Raw genomic sequence first — 19456 nt, 5'->3', positions numbered from 1 at the left:
CGTACACCGAGACCCCCTGATGAAAGACGGAGGAACGATGACCGACAACCGTTTTCTCACCGACCTGCCCCTGGCGGGCAAGCTCGTCGCCACCGGGTTCGACGGATGGTCACCGGCCCTGCGGGACGAGTTCGAGACCCACTCCCACGACGGCCGGGTCGGCTCCCGGCTGCTGAGCGAGACAGCACGGGTGCGCGTGTGGGAGATCCGGCTCGCCCCCGGCGAGCGCTGGCACGCCCACCGGCATGTCCTCGACTACTTCTGGACCGCGGTGAACGCGGGAAGCAGCCGCCAGCACACCCACGACGGAACCGTCCGTGAGGTCTCCTACTCCGCCGGGGAGACCCGCCACTTCACCTTCGGCCCGGGCGAATACCTGCTGCACGACATCGAGAACATCGGCGAGGGCGAGCTGGTTTTCACCACCGTCGAACACCTCGACAGCGCCAACCCGCCCCTGGACATCCACGGCGACGGCTCGGACCGGCGGCAGGAGGGCCAGGCATGATCAGCGCTCCGCTCGCCGATGGAGTGATCGACGTCCACTCCCACTGGCTGCCCGCCGAACTGTTCGACCTTCCCCCGGGCGCCCCGTACGGGCCGATGCGGGACCGCGACGGCGAGCTCTGTCTCGGGGACATCCCGCTGTCCATCCCGACGCGGGCGATGAGCGACATACCCGCGATCCTCGCGGACATGCGCGCCGCGGGCGTGGGCGTGCGGGTCCTGTCCGCGCCGCCGTTCGCCTTCCCGGTCCAGGGCACGGCCGGGGCGGCCTCATATGTGGCGGCGTTCAACGACGCCCTCTCCGCCGTGGTCTCCGAGGCCGGCGGCAGGCTGGTGGGGCTCGGGCTGGTCAGCCTCGACGACCCCGAGCGGGCCCGCGCCCAGCTCGAGCGGCTGGCGCGGACCGACGGCATGGCCGGAGTCGCGATACCGCCCCTGCTCGGCGGCCGGTCCCTGGACCAGGACCCGCTGCGCCGCATCCTGACCGACGCCGAGGACCTCGGCCTCGCCGTGCTCGTCCACCCGATGCAGCTGCCACGGCCCGAGTGGACGGACCACTACCTGTCCAACCTCATCGGCAACCCGGTCGAGAGCGCCACCGCTGTCGCCTCACTGATCCTGGGGGGCGTCAAGGAGCGGCTGCCACGGCTGAGGATCTGCTTCGTCCACGGCGGGGGATGCGCGCCGGGGCTGCTCGGCCGCTGGACGCACGGCTGGCACACCCGGGCCGATGTGCGTCGCCACTCGACCCGGCCGCCGGACGAGGTGTTCGGCGAGCTCTTCTTCGACACCGTCACCCACGATCCCGAGCTCCTGCGGCTGTTGACCGCGCACGCCTCCAAGGCCGGGGTCGTCTGCGGCAGCGACTATCCCTTCGACATGGCCCAGCGGGACCCGGTCCGCTTCGCCACCACCCACGGACCGGACGCCGGAGCACTCATCTCCAACGCCCGTGCGTTCCTCGGACTGTGACGGCGCCTCGACACACCTGCGCAACCGAAAGAGATCCACAGTGAAAGACTCCTCCGTGATCGAGCGCCAGGCCGTCAGAAAGGCCGCCAAGCGGCTGGCCCCGCTGATCCTCCTCCTGTACACAGCGGGCTATCTGGACCGGGTCAACCTCGGAACCGCCGCGCTCACGATGAACTCGGACCTCGGCATCAGCTCCGCCTCCTTCGGCTTCGCCACCGGGATCTTCTCCGCGGGCTACATCGCCCTCCAGATCCCCAGCAATCTGGCGCTCAACAGGCTGGGCCCGCGGCGCTGGCTCGGTCTCCTCACGATGTCCTGGGGGATCGTCGCCATGCTGACGAGCCTGGTCCAGGGCGAGACGGGCCTGATCGTCGTCCGGATCGTCCTGGGCGCCGTCGAGGCGGGGATGCTCCCCGGAATGTTCATGTACCTGACGATCTGGTTTCCGCCGCGGATGCGCGGACGGATCACCGCGCTGGTGTGTCTGCCGTTCTACGCGATTCTCGGCACCCCGCTGTCCGCGTTCATCATGCAGTACGCCGACGGCCTGGCCGACCTGGCCGGATGGCGGTGGATGTTCCTTCTGGAGGGAGCCCCCACGGTCGTCATCGGCCTGGTGCTGCTGAAGTTCCTCACCGACTCCCCCGCGACCGCGACCTGGCTGTCGGAGGAGGAGCGGGCAGCCCTGCTCCGGGTCACCTCGGCGGAGAAGTCCACGGAGAAGCCGAAGATCCGCGCGCGTGACATCCTCCACCATGTCCGCGACGCGCGCCTGGTCACCCTCGCCCTGGGCGTCAGCCTCCTGTGGGTCGGCTTCGTCGCCATCACCTCGTTCCTGCCGCTGATCGTCGCGGGCTTCGCCGAGCACGCCGGCTCGAAGCTGAGCCTGATCCAGACGGGGCTGCTGTCGGGCTTCGTCTACGTCCCGGCGACACTCGTCGCCCTGGTGTGGGTCTCCAGCTCGGACCGGCGCAACGAGCGGGTGTGGCACGTGGCCTCGGGGGCGCTGCTGGCGGCGGTCGGCACCGTGGTGGCCGTCACCACCTCCGGTCTGTGGCCGACCCTGCTCGGCACGATCCTGCTCACCTCCGGCATCTACGCCGCCCTCTTCCTGATCTGGCAGATTCCGGTCGCGCACCTGTCGGGCCCGGTCGCCATGTCGGTCGGCATCGCCCTGACCACGATGCTCGGCAACGTCGGCAGCTTCATGGCGCCGTACATCGTGGGCTGGCTGCGCGACGCGACCGGAAACTTCGACACTGGCCTGTACTTCATCGCGGTGTCGCTCATCGCCTGCGCGGTCGTCACCGTGGCCGGCAACCGCATCCGGCCGAGGCCCTCGGACCACGGCCGGTCCACCGCCACCCACCACGACGGCGCCGAAGAGATCGCCGCTCACTGATCACCCATCGAGGATGGACACCATGCTTCACATCGACCATATCTCCCTCGGCGCCCGCAACATCTACGAGGGAACCGAACGACTCTGCGAGGAGACCGGGTTCGGACAGTACGAGGGCGGCTGGTTCCCCCATCTCGGCATCGCCAACCGCATCGTGCCGCTGGGCCCGGCCCAGTACATCGAGGTGGAGAGCGTCATCGACGCGTACTCCCCGCAGACCAACCCCAACGCCCGCTGGTTCTACGACCAGATAGAAGGCGGGGACGTCTTCATCGGCTGGTGTCTGCGCGTCGACACCCGCGACGAATTGCTGCAGATGGCGATCCACTTCGGCACCGACGTCATCGACAAGCCCCTGCGCAAGCGGACGGACGGCATCCAGCGCAACGCGATCCGCGTCCCCGAGACGATCCCCTGCTGGCAGCGGGGGCTGCCCAATGTCTTCCTCATCGAGGACCTCGCCGACCACCCGGCCGCACTGCCGCGGTCCGAGGAGAAGACCACTCCCCGGGGCATCACCTGGATGGAGGTCGGCGGCACCGAGGAGGACATGCGCTCCTGGCTGGGCGACGGCGCCGCCGACCTTCCGCTGAAGTACAACGGCGAGCGTCCCGGTCTGTACGCCGTGGCCGTCGCCACGGACCGGGGCGAGGTGGTCATCCGCCGCACGGCCGTCACCCGGACCGGGGTGCCGCGCGACGGAGCCGCATCTCGATGACATCGAACCCGTACCGGCGGCGGGGCTGAACAACTGGAGTCACTAGGGGGGTCTCCGGCCGCTCCGGAATCCCTAGGGTGGTCGCGTCACGGCGGCAGCGGCCGCCCGCACGGGCGCCCCTGACCTGGAGGGATTCGCACCATGACCACCGCATCGCAGGAAATTTCCCCCGACCATGTGGCGGACTACTACAACCGCCTCACCGACCTGTTCGGTGAGGCGGCGGGTGGAAACCTCCACTTCGGCTACTGGCCGCACCCGCACGACGGGAGCCCGCTCGGGGTCGCCGCCGACCGGCTGACCGACCATCTCATCGGCAAGCTCGGCGACATCGCCGGCCGCCGGGTCCTGGACGTCGGCTGCGGCTCCGGCAAGCCGGCCGTACGGCTGGCGCTCAGCGCGCCCGTCGAGGTCGTCGGCGTCACCGTCAGCCCCGTGCAGGTCGAGCGGGCGACGGCGCTCGCCGAGCGGGAAGGGGTCGCCGACCGGGTGCGTTTCGTCTGCGCCGACGCCATGACACTGCCGTTCCCCGACGCCTCGTTCGATGCTGTGTGGGCGCTGGAGTGCATGTTCCACATGCCGAGCCCGGCGCAGGTGCTGGGGGAGATCGCGCGGGTGCTCCGCCCCGGCGGGCGGCTCGCCGTCATGGACGTCGTGCTGCGGGAGCCGGTCGCGGCGCGGGATCACGACGCCGTCCAGCGCGGCCGTTCGATGTTCGCGGTCCCGGCCCATATCGAACTGGCGGAGTACCCCCGGCTGATCCTCGGCGCGGGCCTGCGCCTGGAGGAGCTGGCCGACCTGGGAGACGACATCGTCCGCCCGTCCATGGAAGCCCTGGGCCATGCCGTCTCCGCCAAGCCCGCGGACTTCGCGGCGGCGTTCGGCGTCGAAGCCGAGCGGTTCGACACGGTCGTGGCGGAGTGGGCACAGATCACCGCGGCGATGGAACTCGGCTATGCGATCCTGACCGCCAAGCGCCCCGAGTGAGCGCGTACAAGCGCATTCCAACGCGCGAGGGTTGACGCACACCGCGAGCGGGTCGTCGGGATGCTACGGTGCGAACTCCGCGCGATCTTTTGAATTCACGCCCGGCCACCGCAACAGGCGTCGCCCGCATCGAACGCGAAGGCGACGACGAGTTCCCGAACGGCACAGCTGATGGACTATTTCGACCTGGGGACCTTCTCCCGGCCCGTCTCGACACGTTCACCCGAAGCGCAGCTCTGGTTCGACCGCGGCATGGTGTGGACGTATGCGTTCAACCACGAGGAGGCCGTGGTCTGCTTCGAGGCCGCCGCGGCCGCGGACCCTGACTGCGCCATGGCTCACTGGGGTGTCGCGTACGCGCTGGGGCCCAATTACAACAAGCCCTGGGATTTCTTCGACGAGGCGGATCTGGAGCGGACGGTCCGCAGGACGCACGCCGCGGCGGAGCGGGCCCACGCGACGTCAGCAGGAGCGACGGCCACCGAGCGGGCGCTGGTCGAAGCCCTGCGCGCCCGTTATCCGCAGTCGCACGCGGTGGAGGACTGCTCGATCTGGAACGCGTCGTACGCCGACGCCATGCGCGCGGTGTACGGACTGGCGTCCGATGACCTCGATGTCGCCACCCTCTATGCCGACGCGCTGATGAACCTCACTCCGTGGAAGTTGTGGGACCTGCGCACCGGGAAGCCCGCCGCGGAGGCGCGGACGGTCGAGGCCGAGACCGTGCTCAACCGGGCGCTGGTGAGCGAGGCCGGCGCCCGCCATCCCGGCGTTCTCCATATGTATATCCATCTGATGGAGATGTCGCCGACTCCCGAAAAGGCGCTCGTGGTCGCCGACCAATTGCGCGGGCTGGTTCCCGACGCGGGCCATCTGCATCACATGCCGTCACATCTCGATGTACTCTGCGGCGATTACCGGCACGTCGTGGAGGTCAACACGGACGCCATCGCGGCCGACGAGAAATATCTGCGGCATGCGGGCGCGATGAACTTCTACACGCTTTACCGCTGCCACAACTATCACTTCAAGATCTACGGTGCGATGTTTCTCGGGCGGTACAGGACAGCGCTCGACACCGCGGCCCGGCTGGAGGCGTCGATCCCCGAGGAGCTGCTGCGGGTCGAAAGCCCGCCCATGGCCGACTGGCTCGAGGGCTTCCTCGCCATGCGGGTACACGTGCTGATCCGTTTCGGCCGTTGGGAGGACATCCTCGCGCTGCCGTCGCCGACCGATCGTCAGCTCTACTGCGTCACGGCCGCGATGCTGCACTATGCCCGGGGCGTGGCGTACTCGGCCACGGGGATGGTCCGGCAGGCCGAAGCCGAACGTGAGTCCTTCGTGGCCGCGGTCGAGCATGTTCCGGAGCGCCGGATGCTGTTCAACAACACCTGCCGGGACATTCTCGCGATCGCGTCGGCGATGCTCGACGGCGAGCTCCACTACCGAAAGGGCGAGTACGACGCGGCCTTCGCGTCGCTCGCCCGTTCGATCGGCCTCGACGACAACCTCCCCTACGACGAGCCTTGGGGCTGGATGCAACCGACCCGTCACGCATATGGCGCGCTGCTTCTCGAGCGTGGGCGGGTCGAGGAGGCGGAGGCCGTGTACCGGGCGGATCTCGGGCTCGACGACACGCTCCCGAGAGCCTCTCAACACCCCGGGAACGTATGGTCGCTGCGTGGGTACCACGCATGCCTGGTGCGGCTCGGCAAGGTGGCGGAGGCGGGGATCGTGGCCCAGCAACTGACCGTCGCCGCCGCGCTCGCCGACGTTCCGATCGCCACGTCCTGCTTCTGCGCCGGCGGTAGCTGAGCGGCACCGACGCGAACGATCTGCACCGGCGCTGTCGGCTGGGGCGATCGCTTTCAGCCGTTGTGTCGCACCTCACGACCCCTTCATCGGTCGTCTATTGACAGTCAATCTCTTCTCCCTAGGGTCCCTGAGCGCGGCCCGCCGCCGACCGGCGGCGGGTGAACACACCCCCGGGAGTGAGTGTGGAACGTCGTACCTTCCTGCGCGGAGCCGTCATCGGCACCTCGGCCGCGGCCTTCGGCGGCACCCTGATGCGCGGCGCCGCCTACGCGGCCCCGGCCCAGAACGGCCCCAGCCCCTACGGAGCGCTGGGCGCGGCCGACGCGAACGGCATCCTGCTGCCGGGCGGCTTCACCAGCAGAGTCATCGCCCGTTCCGGAAAGGCCGTCTCCGGCACCTCCTACGCCTGGCACAACGCCCCTGACGGCGGCGCCTGCTTCGCGGACGGCACGGGCTGGATCTACGTCTCGAACTCGGAGATCAGCACCGGTGGCGGCGCGAGCGCCGTCAAGTTCGACTCCTCCGGAGCCATCACCGGCGCCTACCGCATCCTGTCCAACACGCGGAACAACTGCGCGGGCGGCGCCACCCCCTGGCAGACCTGGCTGTCCTGTGAGGAGGTCAGCCGCGGCTATGTCTACGAGACGGACCCGTGGGGTGTGAACGCCGCCACTCGGCGCGCCGCCATGGGCCAGTTCAAGCACGAGGCGGCGGCCGCGGACCCGGTGCGCAAGGTGGTCTACATGACCGAGGACGAGACGGACGGCTGCTTCTACCGGTTCATACCGACCACCTGGGGCAATCTCTCCTCGGGCACCCTTCAGGTGCTGGTCGCGGGCAGCGGCGCCGCCGGGTCGTTCAGCTGGACGAATGTGCCCGACCCCGACGGCTCTCCCACGTACACCCGTGACCAGGTCTCGGGCGCCAAGATCTTCAACGGCGGCGAGGGCTGCCACTACGCCAATGACACCGTCTGGTTCACCACCAAGGGCGACAACCGCGTCTGGCGGCTCAACCTGACCGACAGCACCTACGAGCTGGCCTACGACGACTCCCTGGTCAACCCCGGCTCCGCCCCGCTGACCGGCGTGGACAATGTCACCGGCTCGTCCTCCGGCGACCTGTTCGTCGCCGAGGACGGCGGCAACATGGAGATCTGCATGATCACGCCGGACGAGATCGTCGCGCCGTTCCTGCGCGTCAACGGCCAGTCCGGCTCGGAGATCACCGGCCCGGCCTTCTCCCCCGACGGCACCCGGCTGTACTTCTCCAGCCAGCGCGGCACGAGCGGCAGTTCCGCGGACGGCATCACGTACGAGGTGACCGGGCCCTTCCGTCGCTGACGCGGCGCTGTCGGGCCGGGGCTGACGCGGGACCCGCGCGTGGCGGGCGCTCGGGGAAGAGACTCCGCTGTGCCCGCATGACGACGTGTCCCAGGCCGGAGAGCGCGCAGGCGATCACGAGGTCGAGGGGCGGCAGTGGTTCGGTGCCCAACAGGGCGCGCAGGGGCGGCAGATAGACGCCCGCCATCTGGAGGGCCAGTGCCGCACCCACGGCGACCAGCAGGAACGGGTTGGAGAGACTGCCCGGACGGGCGCGGGAGCCCGCGGCGACACCGAGTTGGGTGGCGCCGAGCACCAGGAACATCAGGGACTGCCACGGTCGGCCGGTCTCCCGCGCCCACACCCCCGCAACCAGGGTCACACCGGCGACGAAGGCCCCCATGGCGAGGAGGCGGGGCCAGAGCCCGGCGCCCAGCACACTCTCCTCGGGCGGCCTGGGCGGGTGGCGCATGACGCCCGGGGCCACGGGTTCCGCTCCGAGCGCCACCCCGGGGAGGCCGTGGGTGAGCAGGTTGATCCACAGGATCTGGGCGGGGAGCAGGGGCAGGGGCATCCCGAGGAAGGGGCCGAGGAGCATGACCAGGATCTCCGCGGTGCCTCCGGCGAGGGCGTACAGCAGAAACCGCCGCACATTGGCGTAGACGCGACGGCCCTCCTCGACAGCGGCGACGACGGTGGCCAGGTTGTCGTCGGCGAGCACGAGGTCGGCCGCTTGGCGGGCGACCTCGGTGCCGCGCTCTCCCATGGCCACGCCGATGTCCGCCCGGCGCAGGGCGGGCCCGTCGTTGACGCCGTCGCCGGTCATCGCCACCACATGGCCCGACGTGCGCCACGCCTGGACGATGTCCAGCTTCTGCTCCGGCGTGGTCCGGGCGTAGACGCGCAGCGAGGTGGGCTCGCCCGCGGTGCCCCGGCGGAGGCGTTCGCCCGTGGTGACCTCGTCCGCCCGGGCCACGATGCCCGAGCGCGCCGCCACCGCCCGTGCGGTGAGCGGGTGGTCGCCGGTGATCAGGACGGGGGTGATCCCGGCGTTTTCGCAGGCGGCGATGGTCGTCCGCGAGGTGTCGCGGGGCGGGTCGAGGATGCCGACGAGCCCGAGCAGCGACAGGCCCGTCTCCCAGGTCTCGGGGCTCCGGGCGCGTGCTTCGTCGTGGTCGGACGAGGCCACGGCGAGGACCCGGTATCCGCCGCGGGCCAGCTCCTCGGCTTGGGCTGCGGCCCGGGAGAGAGTGTCCGGAGGGTCGGCGAGGACCGCGGGGCCGAGCATGGCCTCGGGCGCTCCCTTGCACACGACGCGCAGTCCGCCACCTGGCGTGCGGTGCACCGTCGTCATGCGCTTGCGCGCGCTGTCGAAGGGGATCTCGTCGACCCGTGGGAGCCCGCGATCCAGCGCGCCGCGGTCCACTCCCAGTCTGGCTCCGGCCGTGAGCAGCGCGGCCTCGGTGGGGTCGCCCATCGCGCGCCACGGCGTGTCGCCGTCCGGCGGTGGTTCCAGCGCGGCGTCGTTGCACAGCATCGAGGCGCACAGGAGGGCGGCCAGGTCGGGGGCGTCGTCCGCGGTCACGGTCCGCCCGCCGCGCGTGACGCGGCCTTCGGGGTCGTAGCCGACGCCCGTGACCGTGGCCTCGCCCTGTGGCGTCCACAGCTTCTCGGCGGCCATCCGCCCCTCGGTCAGGGTGCCGGTCTTGTCGGTGGCGAGCACCGTGACCGATCCCAGGGTCTCCACCGCGGGCAGCCGGCGGACGATGGCGTGCCGGTCCGCCATCCGCCGGGCTCCCAGCGCGAGGGCGAGGGTGACCACGGCGGGCAGCGACTCGGGTACGGCCGCCACGGCGAGGCTGATCGCGGCCACCACCATCAGCTCCACCGGCTGTCCGCGCGCCAGCCCCAGGGCGAGCACCACCGCGCACAGCGCGACGATGACGGCCGCCAGCACCCGGCCGAACCGGGCCAGCCTGCGCTGGAGCGGGGTCAGGCCGGACGCGGTTCCCATCAGTGCGGCGATCCGGCCGAGCGCGCTGTGCGGCCCGGTGCCGGTGATCCGGACGCGTCCGCGGCCGCGCACGACCACCGTGCCCGCCGACACCGTACGGAGCGACTGGTCCTCGCCGGCCGCCTTCTCCACCGGGACCGACTCGCCCGTCAGCGCCGACTCGTCCACCAGGAGCCGCGCCGCGTCGCACACCTCGCCGTCCGCGGGCACGATGTCGCCCTCGGCCAGCAGGACCAGGTCCCCCGGCACCACATCGGCGGCCGGTACGGAACACTCCGCGCCGCCGCGTACCACGCGGGCGACGGGGGCGCTCAGCGCCGAGAGGGCCGCCACGGCCCGCTCCGCCCGTACCTCCTGGACGACGCCGACCACGGTGTTCACCGTGATCACGAGCAGGATCACCGCGGCGTCGGGGAGGTCTCCGGTGGCGAGGGTCAGCACGGCGGCCACGAGGAGCACCACGATCAGGGGGTCGCGCAGCTGCTGGAGCACACGGCGCCACACGGGGGTGCGCTGTTCCTGGGCGACGACGTTGGCCCCGTACTCCGCCAGCCGTCGTGCCGCCTCCTCCCGCGACAGCCCCTCCGTCACCCGGGGGCCTCGAAGCGGTCGGCGGGGCGAGGGGCGGTCATGCCTTCATCGTGGTGTCGGTGGAGCCCGGCCGCATCCGCTGCGTCGCTCCCCGGCGCTCGGCGTGTGTGCCGCCGCGCCCCGGGCTGACACCGCGCGGTGGCGGGGGCAGGGTGGAAAGACGGAGCCCACGGGAAGGGCGGTGGTCGTCATGGAGCCGCGGGGGTGATCCATGGGTGCGACGCCGCCCGCGTGGACCTGGGTGTACGAGGGCTACGACCCGGCCGAGGAGCGGCTGAGGGAGTCCCTGTGCGCCCTCGGCAACGGCTACTTCGCGACCCGGGGCGCCGTCCCGGAGTGCGCCGCGGACACCGTGCACAGCCCCGGCACCTATGTCGCGGGCTGCTACAACCGGCTGGAGTCGGAGGTGGCGGGCCGGCGCGTGCAGAACGAGGACCTGGTCAACCTGCCCAACTGGCTGCCCCTGCGCTTCCGGATCAGGGACGGGGACACCGCCGACGAGTCCACGGCGCCGTGGTTCTCACCGGACACCCACCCGCCGCTCGACCACCGGCTGGCCCTCGATCTGCGCGCCGGTGTCCTGGAGCGCACCGCGCGGTACGTGGACGGCACCGGCCGGCACCTGGCGGTGCGGCAGCTGCGCCTCATCCACATGGGCGACCCGCATCTGGCGGCGCTGCGGACCGAGTTCACCGCGGAGGACTGGTCGGGTCGGCTCGAGGTGGAATCGGCGCTGGACGGCACGGTGGCCAACACCGGTGTGGCCCGGTACCAGCAGCTGGCCGGCCGGCATCTGACCCATGTGCACACGGGCACCGCACCCGGCGGTGACGTGGTCTGGCTGCGCTGCCGCACCAGCACTTCCGACATCCGCGTCGGCATGGCCGCCCGGACCACCGCCGACGGCGACACGGGCACGGCCACCGCCCATGCGCCGGGACGCGCCCGCCTCCTGCTGCGGCCCGCTCTGGAGCCGGGCCGGACGGTGACCGTCGACAAGTGTGTCGCCCTGCACACCTCACGCGACCCGGCGATCAGCGATCCGCTGCACGCCGCCGTGGACCGCGTGTCCCGCGCGCCGGGCTTCACGGCGCTGGCCGCCGCCCACCGTGCGGCCTGGGAGCAGCTGTGGCGGGCGTGCGAGCTGGACGTGCCGGGGGAGGCGGGGCGGATTCTGCGGCTGCATCTGTTCCATCTGCTCCAGACGCTCTCCCCGCACACCGCGGACCTGGACGTCGGGGTGCCCGCGCGCGGGCTGCACGGCGAGGCGTACCGGGGCCATGTGTTCTGGGACGAGCTGTTCGTGCTGCCCTATCTGAACCTGCACCTCCCCGAGGTCTCCCGGGCACTGCTGGCCTACCGCCATCGCAGGCTGGAGCAGGCCTGTTTCGCGGCCCGTGACGCCGGGCGGGCCGGCGCGATGTACCCGTGGCAGAGCGGCAGCGACGGCCGCGAGGAGACCCAGCGGCTGCACCTCAACCCGCGCTCGGGGCGCTGGCTGCCCGACCACTCCCGGCTCCAGCACCACGTCGGCTCGGCGATCGCGTACAACGTGTGGCAGTACGGCGAGGCCACCGGCGACGCGGAGTTCATGCACACCAAAGGCGCCGAGATGCTGCTTCAGATCGCCCGGTTCTGGGCCGACGCGGCCACCTGGGACAGCGCCCGGGGACGGTATCGGATCCTCGGCGTGGTCGGCCCCGACGAGTATCACGACGCCTACCCCGACGCCTCCCGCCCCGGCATCGACGACAACACGTACACCAACGTCACCGCGGCGTGGGTGCTCGCCCGCGCCCTCGACCTGCTGCATTCCCTGCCCGAGCCGCGCCGCCGGGACCTGTTCGAACGCACCGGGCTCGCCGACGCGGAGCTGGATCTCTGGCAGGACGTCTCCCGGCGGCTGCTGGTCCCCTGGCACCACGGGATCATCAGCCAGTTCGACGGCTTCGGCGAGCTCGCCGAGCTCGCGTGGGACCGCTATCGCGAGGCCTACGGCGACATCCGGCGCCTGGACCGGATCCTGGAGGCCGAGGGCGACACGGTCAACCGCTACCAGGCGTCCAAACAGGCCGACGTGCTGATGCTCGGCTACCTCTTCGCGCCCGCCGAGCTGCGCCGCCTCTTCGGCAGGCTCGGCTACGAGCTGGACGACACCACCTGGCGGCGGACCGTCGACTACTACCTGCGCCGCACCAGCCACGGCTCCACCCTCAGCAGCGTCGTCCACGCCTGGGTCCTGCCCCGGGTGCGGCGGGCGGAGGCGTGGCGGTTCTGCCAGGAGGCGCTCGCCGGCGACATCGCCGACCTCCAGGGCGGCACCACCGGGGAGGGCATCCACCTCGGCGCCATGGCCGGCACCCTCGACCTCGTACAGCGCGGCCTGACCGGACTGGAGCCCCGGGGCGGGGCGCTGCGGCTGGACCCCGTGCCATTGCCCGAGCTGTCCCGGTTCGGGCTGTCGATCCGCTACCGGGGCCACTGGGGGGTGCGGCTGGCGCTGAGCACCGAGCGGCTGCGGATCGCCGTGCCGTCCTCCGACCGCGAACCGATCCACGTGGTGCTGGGCGGCCGCACGGTGTCCGTGGCCCCGGGCGAGAGCTGTCTGCTGCCCCTGTGCCGCGGGTGACGAGGCGCCACCGTCCGTCACAACACGGGGCGCCGAGGGCTGCCCACTTCTCGCGGGCCCTGATTGCACGGTGCGCGGCCTGAACCGCTTCTCCGTGTCTCTTGTCGCCCTCGGTGCCACTTCCATAACACCACCATGCGGCCCGGAGCGACAGTGCTGACCGGCCCCTGTACGCATCGTGCCGCGGCTCGGTCGCCGCCCGCCACGCCCCGGCCAGCCATTTCAAGGTGCCGCCAAGGTTCCGGCAAGACCGGCCGCACATGGTGAGTCCGTGCCTCGAAGACTGGTCGGCCACACGGGGGGATCAATGATCGAGACGGTTTTCGACAGCGAGAGGTTACCCGCCGGAGAGCGCTTCGCGAGCTGGTACGAGATGACCCGCCACGCGCTCATCTCGACCCGGGTGCGCAGTGAGGACGCGGCCGACTTCCGCGCCTCGGCCCGGGTGATCGGCACGAACACCTTTCAGGTGTCCACCGAAGTGGTGCGGTCGCCGTTGCGCGCGGACCGCACCGCCAAGCACATCCGCCAGTCGGATCCGGAGCAATACCTGCTCGGAGTCATCCGGACCGGCACCCATGGCTTCAGCCAACGAGGCCGCGAGGCAACCGTCGGGGTGGGCGATCTGGTGCTCTTCGACTCCTCGCAGCCGTTCCGCGCGTGCTACGAGGGCGGCGCGCACCAGATGTTCTTCCTGCCCAAAGCCGTGCTGCCGCTGCCCGCCACAGAAGTGGCCATCCTCCTGGCCACACCGCTCTCGGGCCGCGACGGCATCGGCGGCATCCTGTCCCAGTGCCTGCGCGAAATCCTCAGGGAGCCCGCCCCGTACCGAGCCGCCGAGATCATCCGTCTGTTCGACATCGCTCTGGAACTGCTGACCACGCTCCTGGCCCATGAACTCCACGCGCTGCGCACTCTGCCACCGGAGAGCCATCGGCAGGCTCTGCTCGCCCGGGTTCACACGTTCATCCACCAGAATCTCGGGGACCCGGACCTCTCCCCGCAGACGGTGGCCGAGGCTCACCATGTCTCCCTGCGCCATCTGCAACAGCTGCTCGCCACCGCCGACACGACTCCCGCGTCCATGATCCGGCGGAAACGCCTGGAGCAGTGCCGCCGCGCCCTGATGGATCCCCGCCAGAGCCGACGCGCCATTCACGCCATCGCCGCACGCTGGGGTTTCACGGACGCCGCCCACTTCAGCAGGCTCTTCCGCGCCACCTACGGCGCATCGCCCAGCGAGTTCCGAGTCGCCCACGAGTCCCTGGTGGGCGGGGCGACAGGCGGGCCGCGCGAATAACGGCGACCCGCGGCGCACGGTCAGCGATCTGCCGCGCTCGACCATGCGGCGTCGCGCACCGCGCGCGGCGAGGCCCCGAGCTCCTTGCGGCACGCCTTGTTGAACGCCTGGAGGTCCGGGATCCCGACCGTCGCCGCGACGGCCGGGATCGCCAGGGTCGAGGCCCGCAGCAGGTGCCGGGCCCGTTCCATGCGACGCCGTCTGATGTAACCGACGACCGTGGCCCCGGTGCCCTCGCGGAACAGCCGGGTCAGATGGGTGTGCGAGACACCGGCGGCACGGGCGATCTCCGGAACGCTCACGGGGCCGGCCAGGCGCTCCTCGATATGGGCCAGGGCCGTCCGGAGGGCGGGGTGTGGGGCGCCCGGGCGGCTCTCGGCGGCACCGGTCAGGCCGGTCGTGCGCCACAGCACCGTCCACAGCTCGGCCGATGCCCGCGCCTGGGACTGGGCGGTCGCCGCGACCGTCTGCCGCAGCGCCTCTCGCAGCGCCGCCGCCTCCGCGCCGGCGTCCTGCATCACCGGCACCTTCCGGCGCTCCCCGCCGCCGGGCAGGCGGAAGTGCGCGTACAGGTGCTCACAGCGTCGCGCGCCGTAGTGGAAGCGCACCTCCGCGTCCGGCGGTACGAGGCTCACATACCGGGGCCGGATCGGATGCGCGGACCCGCCCAGCTCCAACGTCCCGGAGTAGCCGTACAGATGGAGCTGCCACAGGTGAGGAAGCCGGAACACCTCGGGCCCGGCCGAGCCGTGCACCCCCACGCCCGCGTTGACGACCTGCGGCGGCAGGTCGAGGGCCAGTTCCACGCGCTCGGTCATGGTGAAAAATTACCAGTCGATGCTGATTACGACCCACGACTGGCCGAGTGGGGCTTCCTATGGTTGTCGCATGTCAACCACACGACACCTTTTGACGTCCGCTCAGGTGGCGCGGTTCGTGGCGCACGGCTTCCTGAGGCTCGACGGGGCCGTCCCCCAGGAGATGAACGACGAGGCGTTCGGCGTGTTCGAGGCCGGGCTGCCCTCGGTGCCGTACGGTACGCCGGTCCCCGAGGCGTTTCCCGAGGGCTCCTTCGCCCGACGGCTCGTCGAGCTCCCCTTCGTGGCCGGGGCGTTGGAGAGTCTGGTGGGGCCGGACCCGACCGTCGACCACCACTTCGTGCACACCCGGGAGCCGCACCAGGGCAGCGCCCAGCCGCTGCACGCCGACGCCCTCATCGACCTGCGGACCGACGCGTTCGACGTACAGCTCATGTACTACCCGCAGGAAGTCACCGCCGCGATGGGCGGCACACTCATCGTCCCGGGCAGCCATCTGCGCCGTACCAACGAGTCCGACACCGGCCGCTACCAGAACCTGCGCGGCCAGACCCGGCTGACCTGTCCGGCCGGCACCGTCATCCTGCTGCACCACGGCATCTGGCACGGCGGACGCCGCAACGACAGCGGCCGTGTCCGCCACATGTACAAGATCCGCTTCAATCCGACCGTGCCGCAGGTCCGCCTGTGGGACACCACAGCCCCCGACAGCCCCGACAGCCCGGCGGTCCGCGAGGAGTTGCGGCGGAGCTTCCCCTGGTACGAGAAGGCCACCGGCCGGCTGGAGATCCACAACCGCATCAAGCTGTGGCGGGCCATGACCGCCGACCCCGGCTACGACATCGACTACTGGGCCACTCGCGTCGCCAACCGGCCCGCGTGAAGGAGCACCGCGTGACCACCGAGAACACCGAGAGCGCCAGGATTCCGGAGAGCGCCGTGAAGCAGCAGGTCCTCGTCCTGTACCTGACCACCTCCGCCCTCGACTCCGACGTCGTAGGCTGGGCCCGCTATGACGGCACCGGCCGCACCCGCCCCACGACCGGCGACAGCGACGAGCCCCCGTACGAGACGGGTGTCGCGGCGCTGGAGGACGGCTGGCGGCTGTTCCAGGCCGCCCAGCTCATCCCGCCGTACCCCGGGGCCGAGCACGAGACATCGTTCCTCAAGCACGAGTTCTTCTTCGAGAAGCTCGCCTGAACGGCCTCACGCACGGCCGCTTACCTGTGAGGTCATCGACCCGGCCATGGCCACCTGCCACGATCGTCGGCATACGGAGACCGACCGGAGGGACACCATGACCGCCTACGTCATAGCCCATCTCCAGGAAGCCGCCCCGAACGCGGAGATCGCCGAGTACATTGAGCGCATCACCGCCACCTTCGAGCCGTACGGCGGCCGCTTCCTCGTGCACGCCACGCGCCACGAGGTGCTGGAGGGCAGCTGGCCCGGGTATGCCGTGGTCATCGGCTTCCCCGGGACCGCCGAGGCGCGGGCCTGGTGGGACTCCCCCGCGTACCAGGAGATCGCCCCTCTGCGCTCGAAGCACATCGGGAGCGACATCATCCTGGTCGGAGGCCTCCCCGACGGCTACGACGCGGCTTCCACCGCGCAGTCGATGCGGGAGGCCCTGCCCGCCGGGTAGCCCTGCGAACGGCGCGGCCCGGCACGGCCGAGTGGCGGATGGAATCTCACGCGGCCACATCCACGCCGATCGACAGGGGAAAACCACGATGACACGCGATCCCGGCGAAGAGCTCGCCGCGGTGGCCCTGGCCCTGCCCGAGGCCACCGGCAGCCGGAGGGTGGCCTGGGCGGCGCTGCCGCGTGAGGTGACGACCCGGATCGAGCGGCTGCTCGGCAGCCCGGTGGTCACCGCGATCAGCCAGCCGGGCGGGTTCTCGGAGGGCCTGGCCGCGCGAGTGCTGCTGGCGGACGGCAGCCGGGCGTTCGTCAAGGCGGCCGGCTCGTCGACGGCGCCCGCGGTGGCGGACTTCCACCGCCGGGAGATCGCGGTCTCGCGGCGGCTTCCCGGTCGGGCGCCGGTGCCGCGGCTGCTCGACGCCTACGACGACGGCACCTGGGTGGCGCTGGTCTTCGAGGAGATCCCGGGGCGTCTGCCGGCCCAGCCGTGGCGGCCGGAGGAACTCGACAGGGTGCTCTCGGCGGTCACCGAGATGGCGAACGTCCTGACGCCGTCGCCCGTCGAGGCAGCGGTGCTGGGCAGACCGCGCCTCGGCGGATGGTCGGCCCTGGCCGAAGACACCGCCGCCTGGGCGAAGGTGGCGGAGCTGTCGCCGTGGGCGGCCCGCCGCATCGACCGGCTCGTCGGCCTGGAGGAGAACGCCTCGCTCGACGGCCGCACGCTCCTGCACGGAGACCTCTACCCGTTCAACATCATGCTGACCGCGGACCGTGTCTTCGTCGTCGACTGGCCGCACGCCTGGGTCGGGCCCCGGCACTGCGATGTCGTCACGCTGCTGTCGAGCGCGTCGCTCAGCGGTGTGGATCCACAGCCGATCGCCGAGAGCCACCCGCTGACGCGCGACCTCGACCGCGGCCGGCTCGACGAGGTGCTGGCACTGCACGCCGGTTTTCTGCTGCGCGCCGCCACCTCGGCCGGGCCGGCCGCGGACCGCAACCTCGTGGCCATGATGACCGCGTTGGGCCTCTCCTCGCTGCGCTGGCTGAGCCGGCGGCTTTGAGCGGGACCGGACACCCTCACTGCCGACCGCCGAAGGTGCGGCGGTAGGTGTGCGGACTGACGCCCGCGGTGCGTTTGAAGCGGTCACGGAAGGCGGTGGGTGAGCCGAAGCCGACCTGGGCGCCGATGCGTTCGACGGAGTGCTGGGTGGTCTCCAGCAGGTGCTGGGCCTGGCGGATGCGAGCGCGGTGGAGCCACTGGAGCGGAGTGGTGCCGGTCTGGTCCCGGAAGCGGCGGATGAGCGTACGGGTGCTGATCCCGGCGTGTGCGGCGATCTGGTCGAGGGTGAGGGGGCCGGCGAGGTTGTCCCGGATCCAGGCCAGCACCGGCTCGAGCGCCGAGCCCGCCGGAGCGGGTGTGTGGTCGTGGACGATGAACTGCGCCTGCCCGCCTTCGCGTTCGAGCGGCATCACGGACAGACGGGCGGCGTCGGCGGCCACCGCGGCGCCGTAGTCGCGGCGGATCAGGTACAGGCACAGGTCCAGCCCGGCGGCCGCGCCGGCGGAGGTGAGGATCTGTCCGTTGTCGACGTAGAGCACATTCGCGTCGACCTCGATGTCCGGGTAGGCGGCGGCCAGCTTGTCCGCGGCGAGCCAGTGGGTGGTGGCGCGCAGGCCGTTCAGCAGCCCGCTGGCGGCCAGCGGAAAGGTGCCGGTGCAGATGGAGGCGATGCGGGTGCCGTCGGCGGCGGCCCGGCGCAAGGCGGTGCGCACGGCGGGGGCGAGTGGGGCGGCGGGGTCGGCGATGCCCGGCACGACGACGGTGTCCGCGGCCGCGAGCCCCTCCAGGCCCCAGGGCGCGCGGAGGGTGAACACACCGGTGTCGATCTCCGGCTGCTCCGCGCAGACGCGCACCCGGTAGCCGGGGCGCCCGTCGGGCAGCCGGGCGCGGGTGAAGACCTCGATCGGGGTGGAGAGGTCGAACGGAATCACCTGGCTGAGCGCGAGGACGGCCACCGTGTGCATGTCCGGAACCTACCGGCCCGCCACGCCGACCCCGCGGGCGCCCCGGCGCCGATCTTGCCTTTCCGAGGAGGTCGGCGCACATCTCACGGCAGTGGCGGTATCCCGTTGGAATCCGTCATTAACGCCACTGGGAGGAGCCGGGCCCCGTCGATAGCGTCGAGATCGACTCCGCGGCCCGGTCCGCGTCCGCCCCCGTACCCAGAGGTCTCGCAGCCCGGGCGCGCGCCACCGAGCCGGCGGCAGGACGCACCGTCACGCTCCCGGAAGGGCACACCCATGCAATACGTCATGCCGATCGTCATCGGCGTCCTCTACGCGCTGCTGATGTCCCTCATCCGGGAACCGCACCGACGCCGCTTCAACGCGATCATGGTCGCCGGGGCGGGCGCCGCCTACCTCAGCAACGGCGCCGGTCTGGGCGGCTGGGAGTTCGCGTTCGCCGCGCTCGCCACCTACGTGGCCTACCGCGGCCTGGACTCATGGACGTTCATCGGCATCGGCTGGCTGCTGCACACCGCGTGGGACATCGTCCACCACCTCAAGGGCAGCCCCCTGATCCCGTTCTTCCACGACTCGTCGCTGGGCTGCGCGATCTGCGACCCGGTCATCGCGCTGTGGTGCCTGCGCGGGGGCCCGTCGCCGCGTGAGCTCCTCACCTCGGCGCGTGTCGTACGCCAGAACCCGTGACCGGTCGGGCCGGGGCAGAATCTGC

Annotated in this window: 17 protein-coding genes; 14 read left to right on the top strand and 3 right to left on the bottom strand. The window is 71.4% G+C overall.

Annotated features, from left to right (window positions below; all coding sequences use genetic code 11):
• Positions 1–37 precede the first annotated feature (37 nt).
• From ACH4S9_RS22215 to ACH4S9_RS22185, 7 genes are all read left to right on the top strand, one after another.
• Complete coding sequence (locus ACH4S9_RS22215) at positions 38–508, top strand: hypothetical protein (protein ID WP_398373639.1); 471 nt, start codon at positions 38–40, stop codon at positions 506–508.
• Positions 505–1479, top strand: coding sequence for an amidohydrolase family protein (locus tag ACH4S9_RS22210; protein WP_385346004.1), 975 nt, complete (start codon positions 505–507; stop codon positions 1477–1479). Before ACH4S9_RS22215 ends, ACH4S9_RS22210 begins: the two co-directional genes overlap by 4 nt.
• Before the next feature lie 40 nt (positions 1480–1519).
• On the top strand, positions 1520–2881 hold the full coding sequence (locus ACH4S9_RS22205) for an MFS transporter (RefSeq protein ID WP_385346002.1): 1362 nt from the start codon (positions 1520–1522) through the stop codon (positions 2879–2881).
• A 13-nt stretch (positions 2882–2894) separates the two neighbouring features.
• Positions 2895–3599 carry a VOC family protein gene (locus ACH4S9_RS22200; protein ID WP_398373638.1) on the top strand — a complete coding sequence of 235 codons (705 nt, stop codon included), beginning with the start codon at positions 2895–2897 and terminating at the stop codon, positions 3597–3599.
• Between the two features lie 141 nt (positions 3600–3740).
• Complete coding sequence (locus ACH4S9_RS22195) at positions 3741–4586, top strand: SAM-dependent methyltransferase (protein WP_398373637.1); 846 nt, start codon at positions 3741–3743, stop codon at positions 4584–4586.
• A gap of 171 nt (positions 4587–4757) precedes the next feature.
• Positions 4758–6401: a hypothetical protein gene (locus ACH4S9_RS22190; protein WP_398373636.1), complete on the top strand. Its 1644-nt coding sequence runs from the start codon at positions 4758–4760 to the stop codon at positions 6399–6401.
• A 182-nt stretch (positions 6402–6583) separates the two neighbouring features.
• Positions 6584–7744: an alkaline phosphatase PhoX gene (locus tag ACH4S9_RS22185; protein ID WP_398373635.1), complete on the top strand. Its 1161-nt coding sequence runs from the start codon at positions 6584–6586 to the stop codon at positions 7742–7744.
• On the opposite strand, the gene ACH4S9_RS22180 is transcribed toward ACH4S9_RS22185, so the two are convergent.
• A complete protein-coding gene (locus ACH4S9_RS22180) occupies positions 7710–10328 on the bottom strand; it encodes a cation-translocating P-type ATPase (protein WP_398373634.1) in 2619 nt (872 codons plus the stop codon). The genes ACH4S9_RS22185 and ACH4S9_RS22180 overlap by 35 nt on opposite strands.
• A 211-nt stretch (positions 10329–10539) precedes the next feature.
• Between ACH4S9_RS22180 and ACH4S9_RS22175 the strand changes: the two genes are divergently transcribed.
• Both ACH4S9_RS22175 and ACH4S9_RS22170 read left to right on the top strand, forming a co-directional pair.
• The gene (locus ACH4S9_RS22175) at positions 10540–12957 is read left to right on the top strand and encodes a glycoside hydrolase family 65 protein (protein ID WP_398373633.1); all 2418 of its coding nucleotides are present in this window, start codon (positions 10540–10542) and stop codon (positions 12955–12957) included.
• Positions 12958–13264: 307 nt separating this feature from the next.
• The gene (locus tag ACH4S9_RS22170) at positions 13265–14257 is read left to right on the top strand and encodes a helix-turn-helix domain-containing protein (RefSeq protein WP_398373632.1); all 993 of its coding nucleotides are present in this window, start codon (positions 13265–13267) and stop codon (positions 14255–14257) included.
• Between the two features lie 20 nt (positions 14258–14277).
• Here ACH4S9_RS22170 and ACH4S9_RS22165 read toward each other — a convergent pair whose 3' ends face one another.
• Entirely contained in the window at positions 14278–15075 is a 798-nt protein-coding gene (locus ACH4S9_RS22165; protein ID WP_385345986.1) for a helix-turn-helix domain-containing protein, read from the bottom strand.
• 70 nt (positions 15076–15145) lie between these two features.
• On the opposite strand from ACH4S9_RS22165, the gene ACH4S9_RS22160 reads away from it, so the two are divergent.
• From ACH4S9_RS22160 to ACH4S9_RS22145, 4 genes are all read left to right on the top strand, one after another.
• Entirely contained in the window at positions 15146–15958 is an 813-nt protein-coding gene (locus ACH4S9_RS22160; protein ID WP_398373631.1) for a phytanoyl-CoA dioxygenase family protein, read from the top strand.
• Between the two features lie 56 nt (positions 15959–16014).
• A complete protein-coding gene (locus tag ACH4S9_RS22155; protein ID WP_398373659.1) occupies positions 16015–16275 on the top strand; it encodes a hypothetical protein in 261 nt (86 codons plus the stop codon).
• A 97-nt stretch (positions 16276–16372) separates the two neighbouring features.
• On the top strand, positions 16373–16720 hold the full coding sequence (locus tag ACH4S9_RS22150; protein WP_385345982.1) for a DUF1330 domain-containing protein: 348 nt from the start codon (positions 16373–16375) through the stop codon (positions 16718–16720).
• Between the two features lie 88 nt (positions 16721–16808).
• Positions 16809–17780: a phosphotransferase family protein gene (locus ACH4S9_RS22145; protein WP_398373630.1), complete on the top strand. Its 972-nt coding sequence runs from the start codon at positions 16809–16811 to the stop codon at positions 17778–17780.
• A 16-nt stretch (positions 17781–17796) separates the two neighbouring features.
• On the opposite strand, the gene ACH4S9_RS22140 is transcribed toward ACH4S9_RS22145, so the two are convergent.
• Positions 17797–18744 (bottom strand): helix-turn-helix domain-containing protein, encoded by a 948-nt coding sequence (locus ACH4S9_RS22140; protein WP_311728659.1) that lies wholly within the window; start codon positions 18742–18744, stop codon positions 17797–17799.
• A 276-nt stretch (positions 18745–19020) separates the two neighbouring features.
• Here ACH4S9_RS22140 and ACH4S9_RS22135 point away from each other — a divergent pair, with 276 nt between their 5' ends.
• Positions 19021–19431: a DUF6010 family protein gene (locus tag ACH4S9_RS22135; RefSeq protein ID WP_311728660.1), complete on the top strand. Its 411-nt coding sequence runs from the start codon at positions 19021–19023 to the stop codon at positions 19429–19431.
• Positions 19432–19456: the final 25 nt, after the last annotated feature.

The organism is Streptomyces sp. NPDC021225, assembly GCF_044332865.1.
Lineage (GTDB): Bacteria > Actinomycetota > Actinomycetes > Streptomycetales > Streptomycetaceae > Streptomyces.
Note: the sequence above shows the minus strand (reverse complement) of the source record. Positions and strands in the feature narration are given on the sequence as shown.

Coding starts and splice junctions, on each gene's coding strand:
- ACH4S9_RS22145 (WP_398373630.1), top strand. CDS start 16,809: ATGACACGCGATCCCGGCGAAGAGCTCGCCGCGGTGGCCCTGGCCCTG.
- ACH4S9_RS22190 (WP_398373636.1), top strand. CDS start 4,758: ATGGACTATTTCGACCTGGGGACCTTCTCCCGGCCCGTCTCGACACGT.
- ACH4S9_RS22160 (WP_398373631.1), top strand. CDS start 15,146: ATGTCAACCACACGACACCTTTTGACGTCCGCTCAGGTGGCGCGGTTC.
- ACH4S9_RS22135 (WP_311728660.1), top strand. CDS start 19,021: ATGCAATACGTCATGCCGATCGTCATCGGCGTCCTCTACGCGCTGCTG.
- ACH4S9_RS22150 (WP_385345982.1), top strand. CDS start 16,373: ATGACCGCCTACGTCATAGCCCATCTCCAGGAAGCCGCCCCGAACGCG.
- ACH4S9_RS22170 (WP_398373632.1), top strand. CDS start 13,265: ATGATCGAGACGGTTTTCGACAGCGAGAGGTTACCCGCCGGAGAGCGC.
- ACH4S9_RS22200 (WP_398373638.1), top strand. CDS start 2,895: ATGGACACCATGCTTCACATCGACCATATCTCCCTCGGCGCCCGCAAC.
- ACH4S9_RS22210 (WP_385346004.1), top strand. CDS start 505: ATGATCAGCGCTCCGCTCGCCGATGGAGTGATCGACGTCCACTCCCAC.
- ACH4S9_RS22140 (WP_311728659.1), bottom strand. CDS start 18,744: ATGCACACGGTGGCCGTCCTCGCGCTCAGCCAGGTGATTCCGTTCGAC.
- ACH4S9_RS22215 (WP_398373639.1), top strand. CDS start 38: ATGACCGACAACCGTTTTCTCACCGACCTGCCCCTGGCGGGCAAGCTC.
- ACH4S9_RS22195 (WP_398373637.1), top strand. CDS start 3,741: ATGACCACCGCATCGCAGGAAATTTCCCCCGACCATGTGGCGGACTAC.
- ACH4S9_RS22175 (WP_398373633.1), top strand. CDS start 10,540: ATGGGTGCGACGCCGCCCGCGTGGACCTGGGTGTACGAGGGCTACGAC.
- ACH4S9_RS22165 (WP_385345986.1), bottom strand. CDS start 15,075: ATGACCGAGCGCGTGGAACTGGCCCTCGACCTGCCGCCGCAGGTCGTC.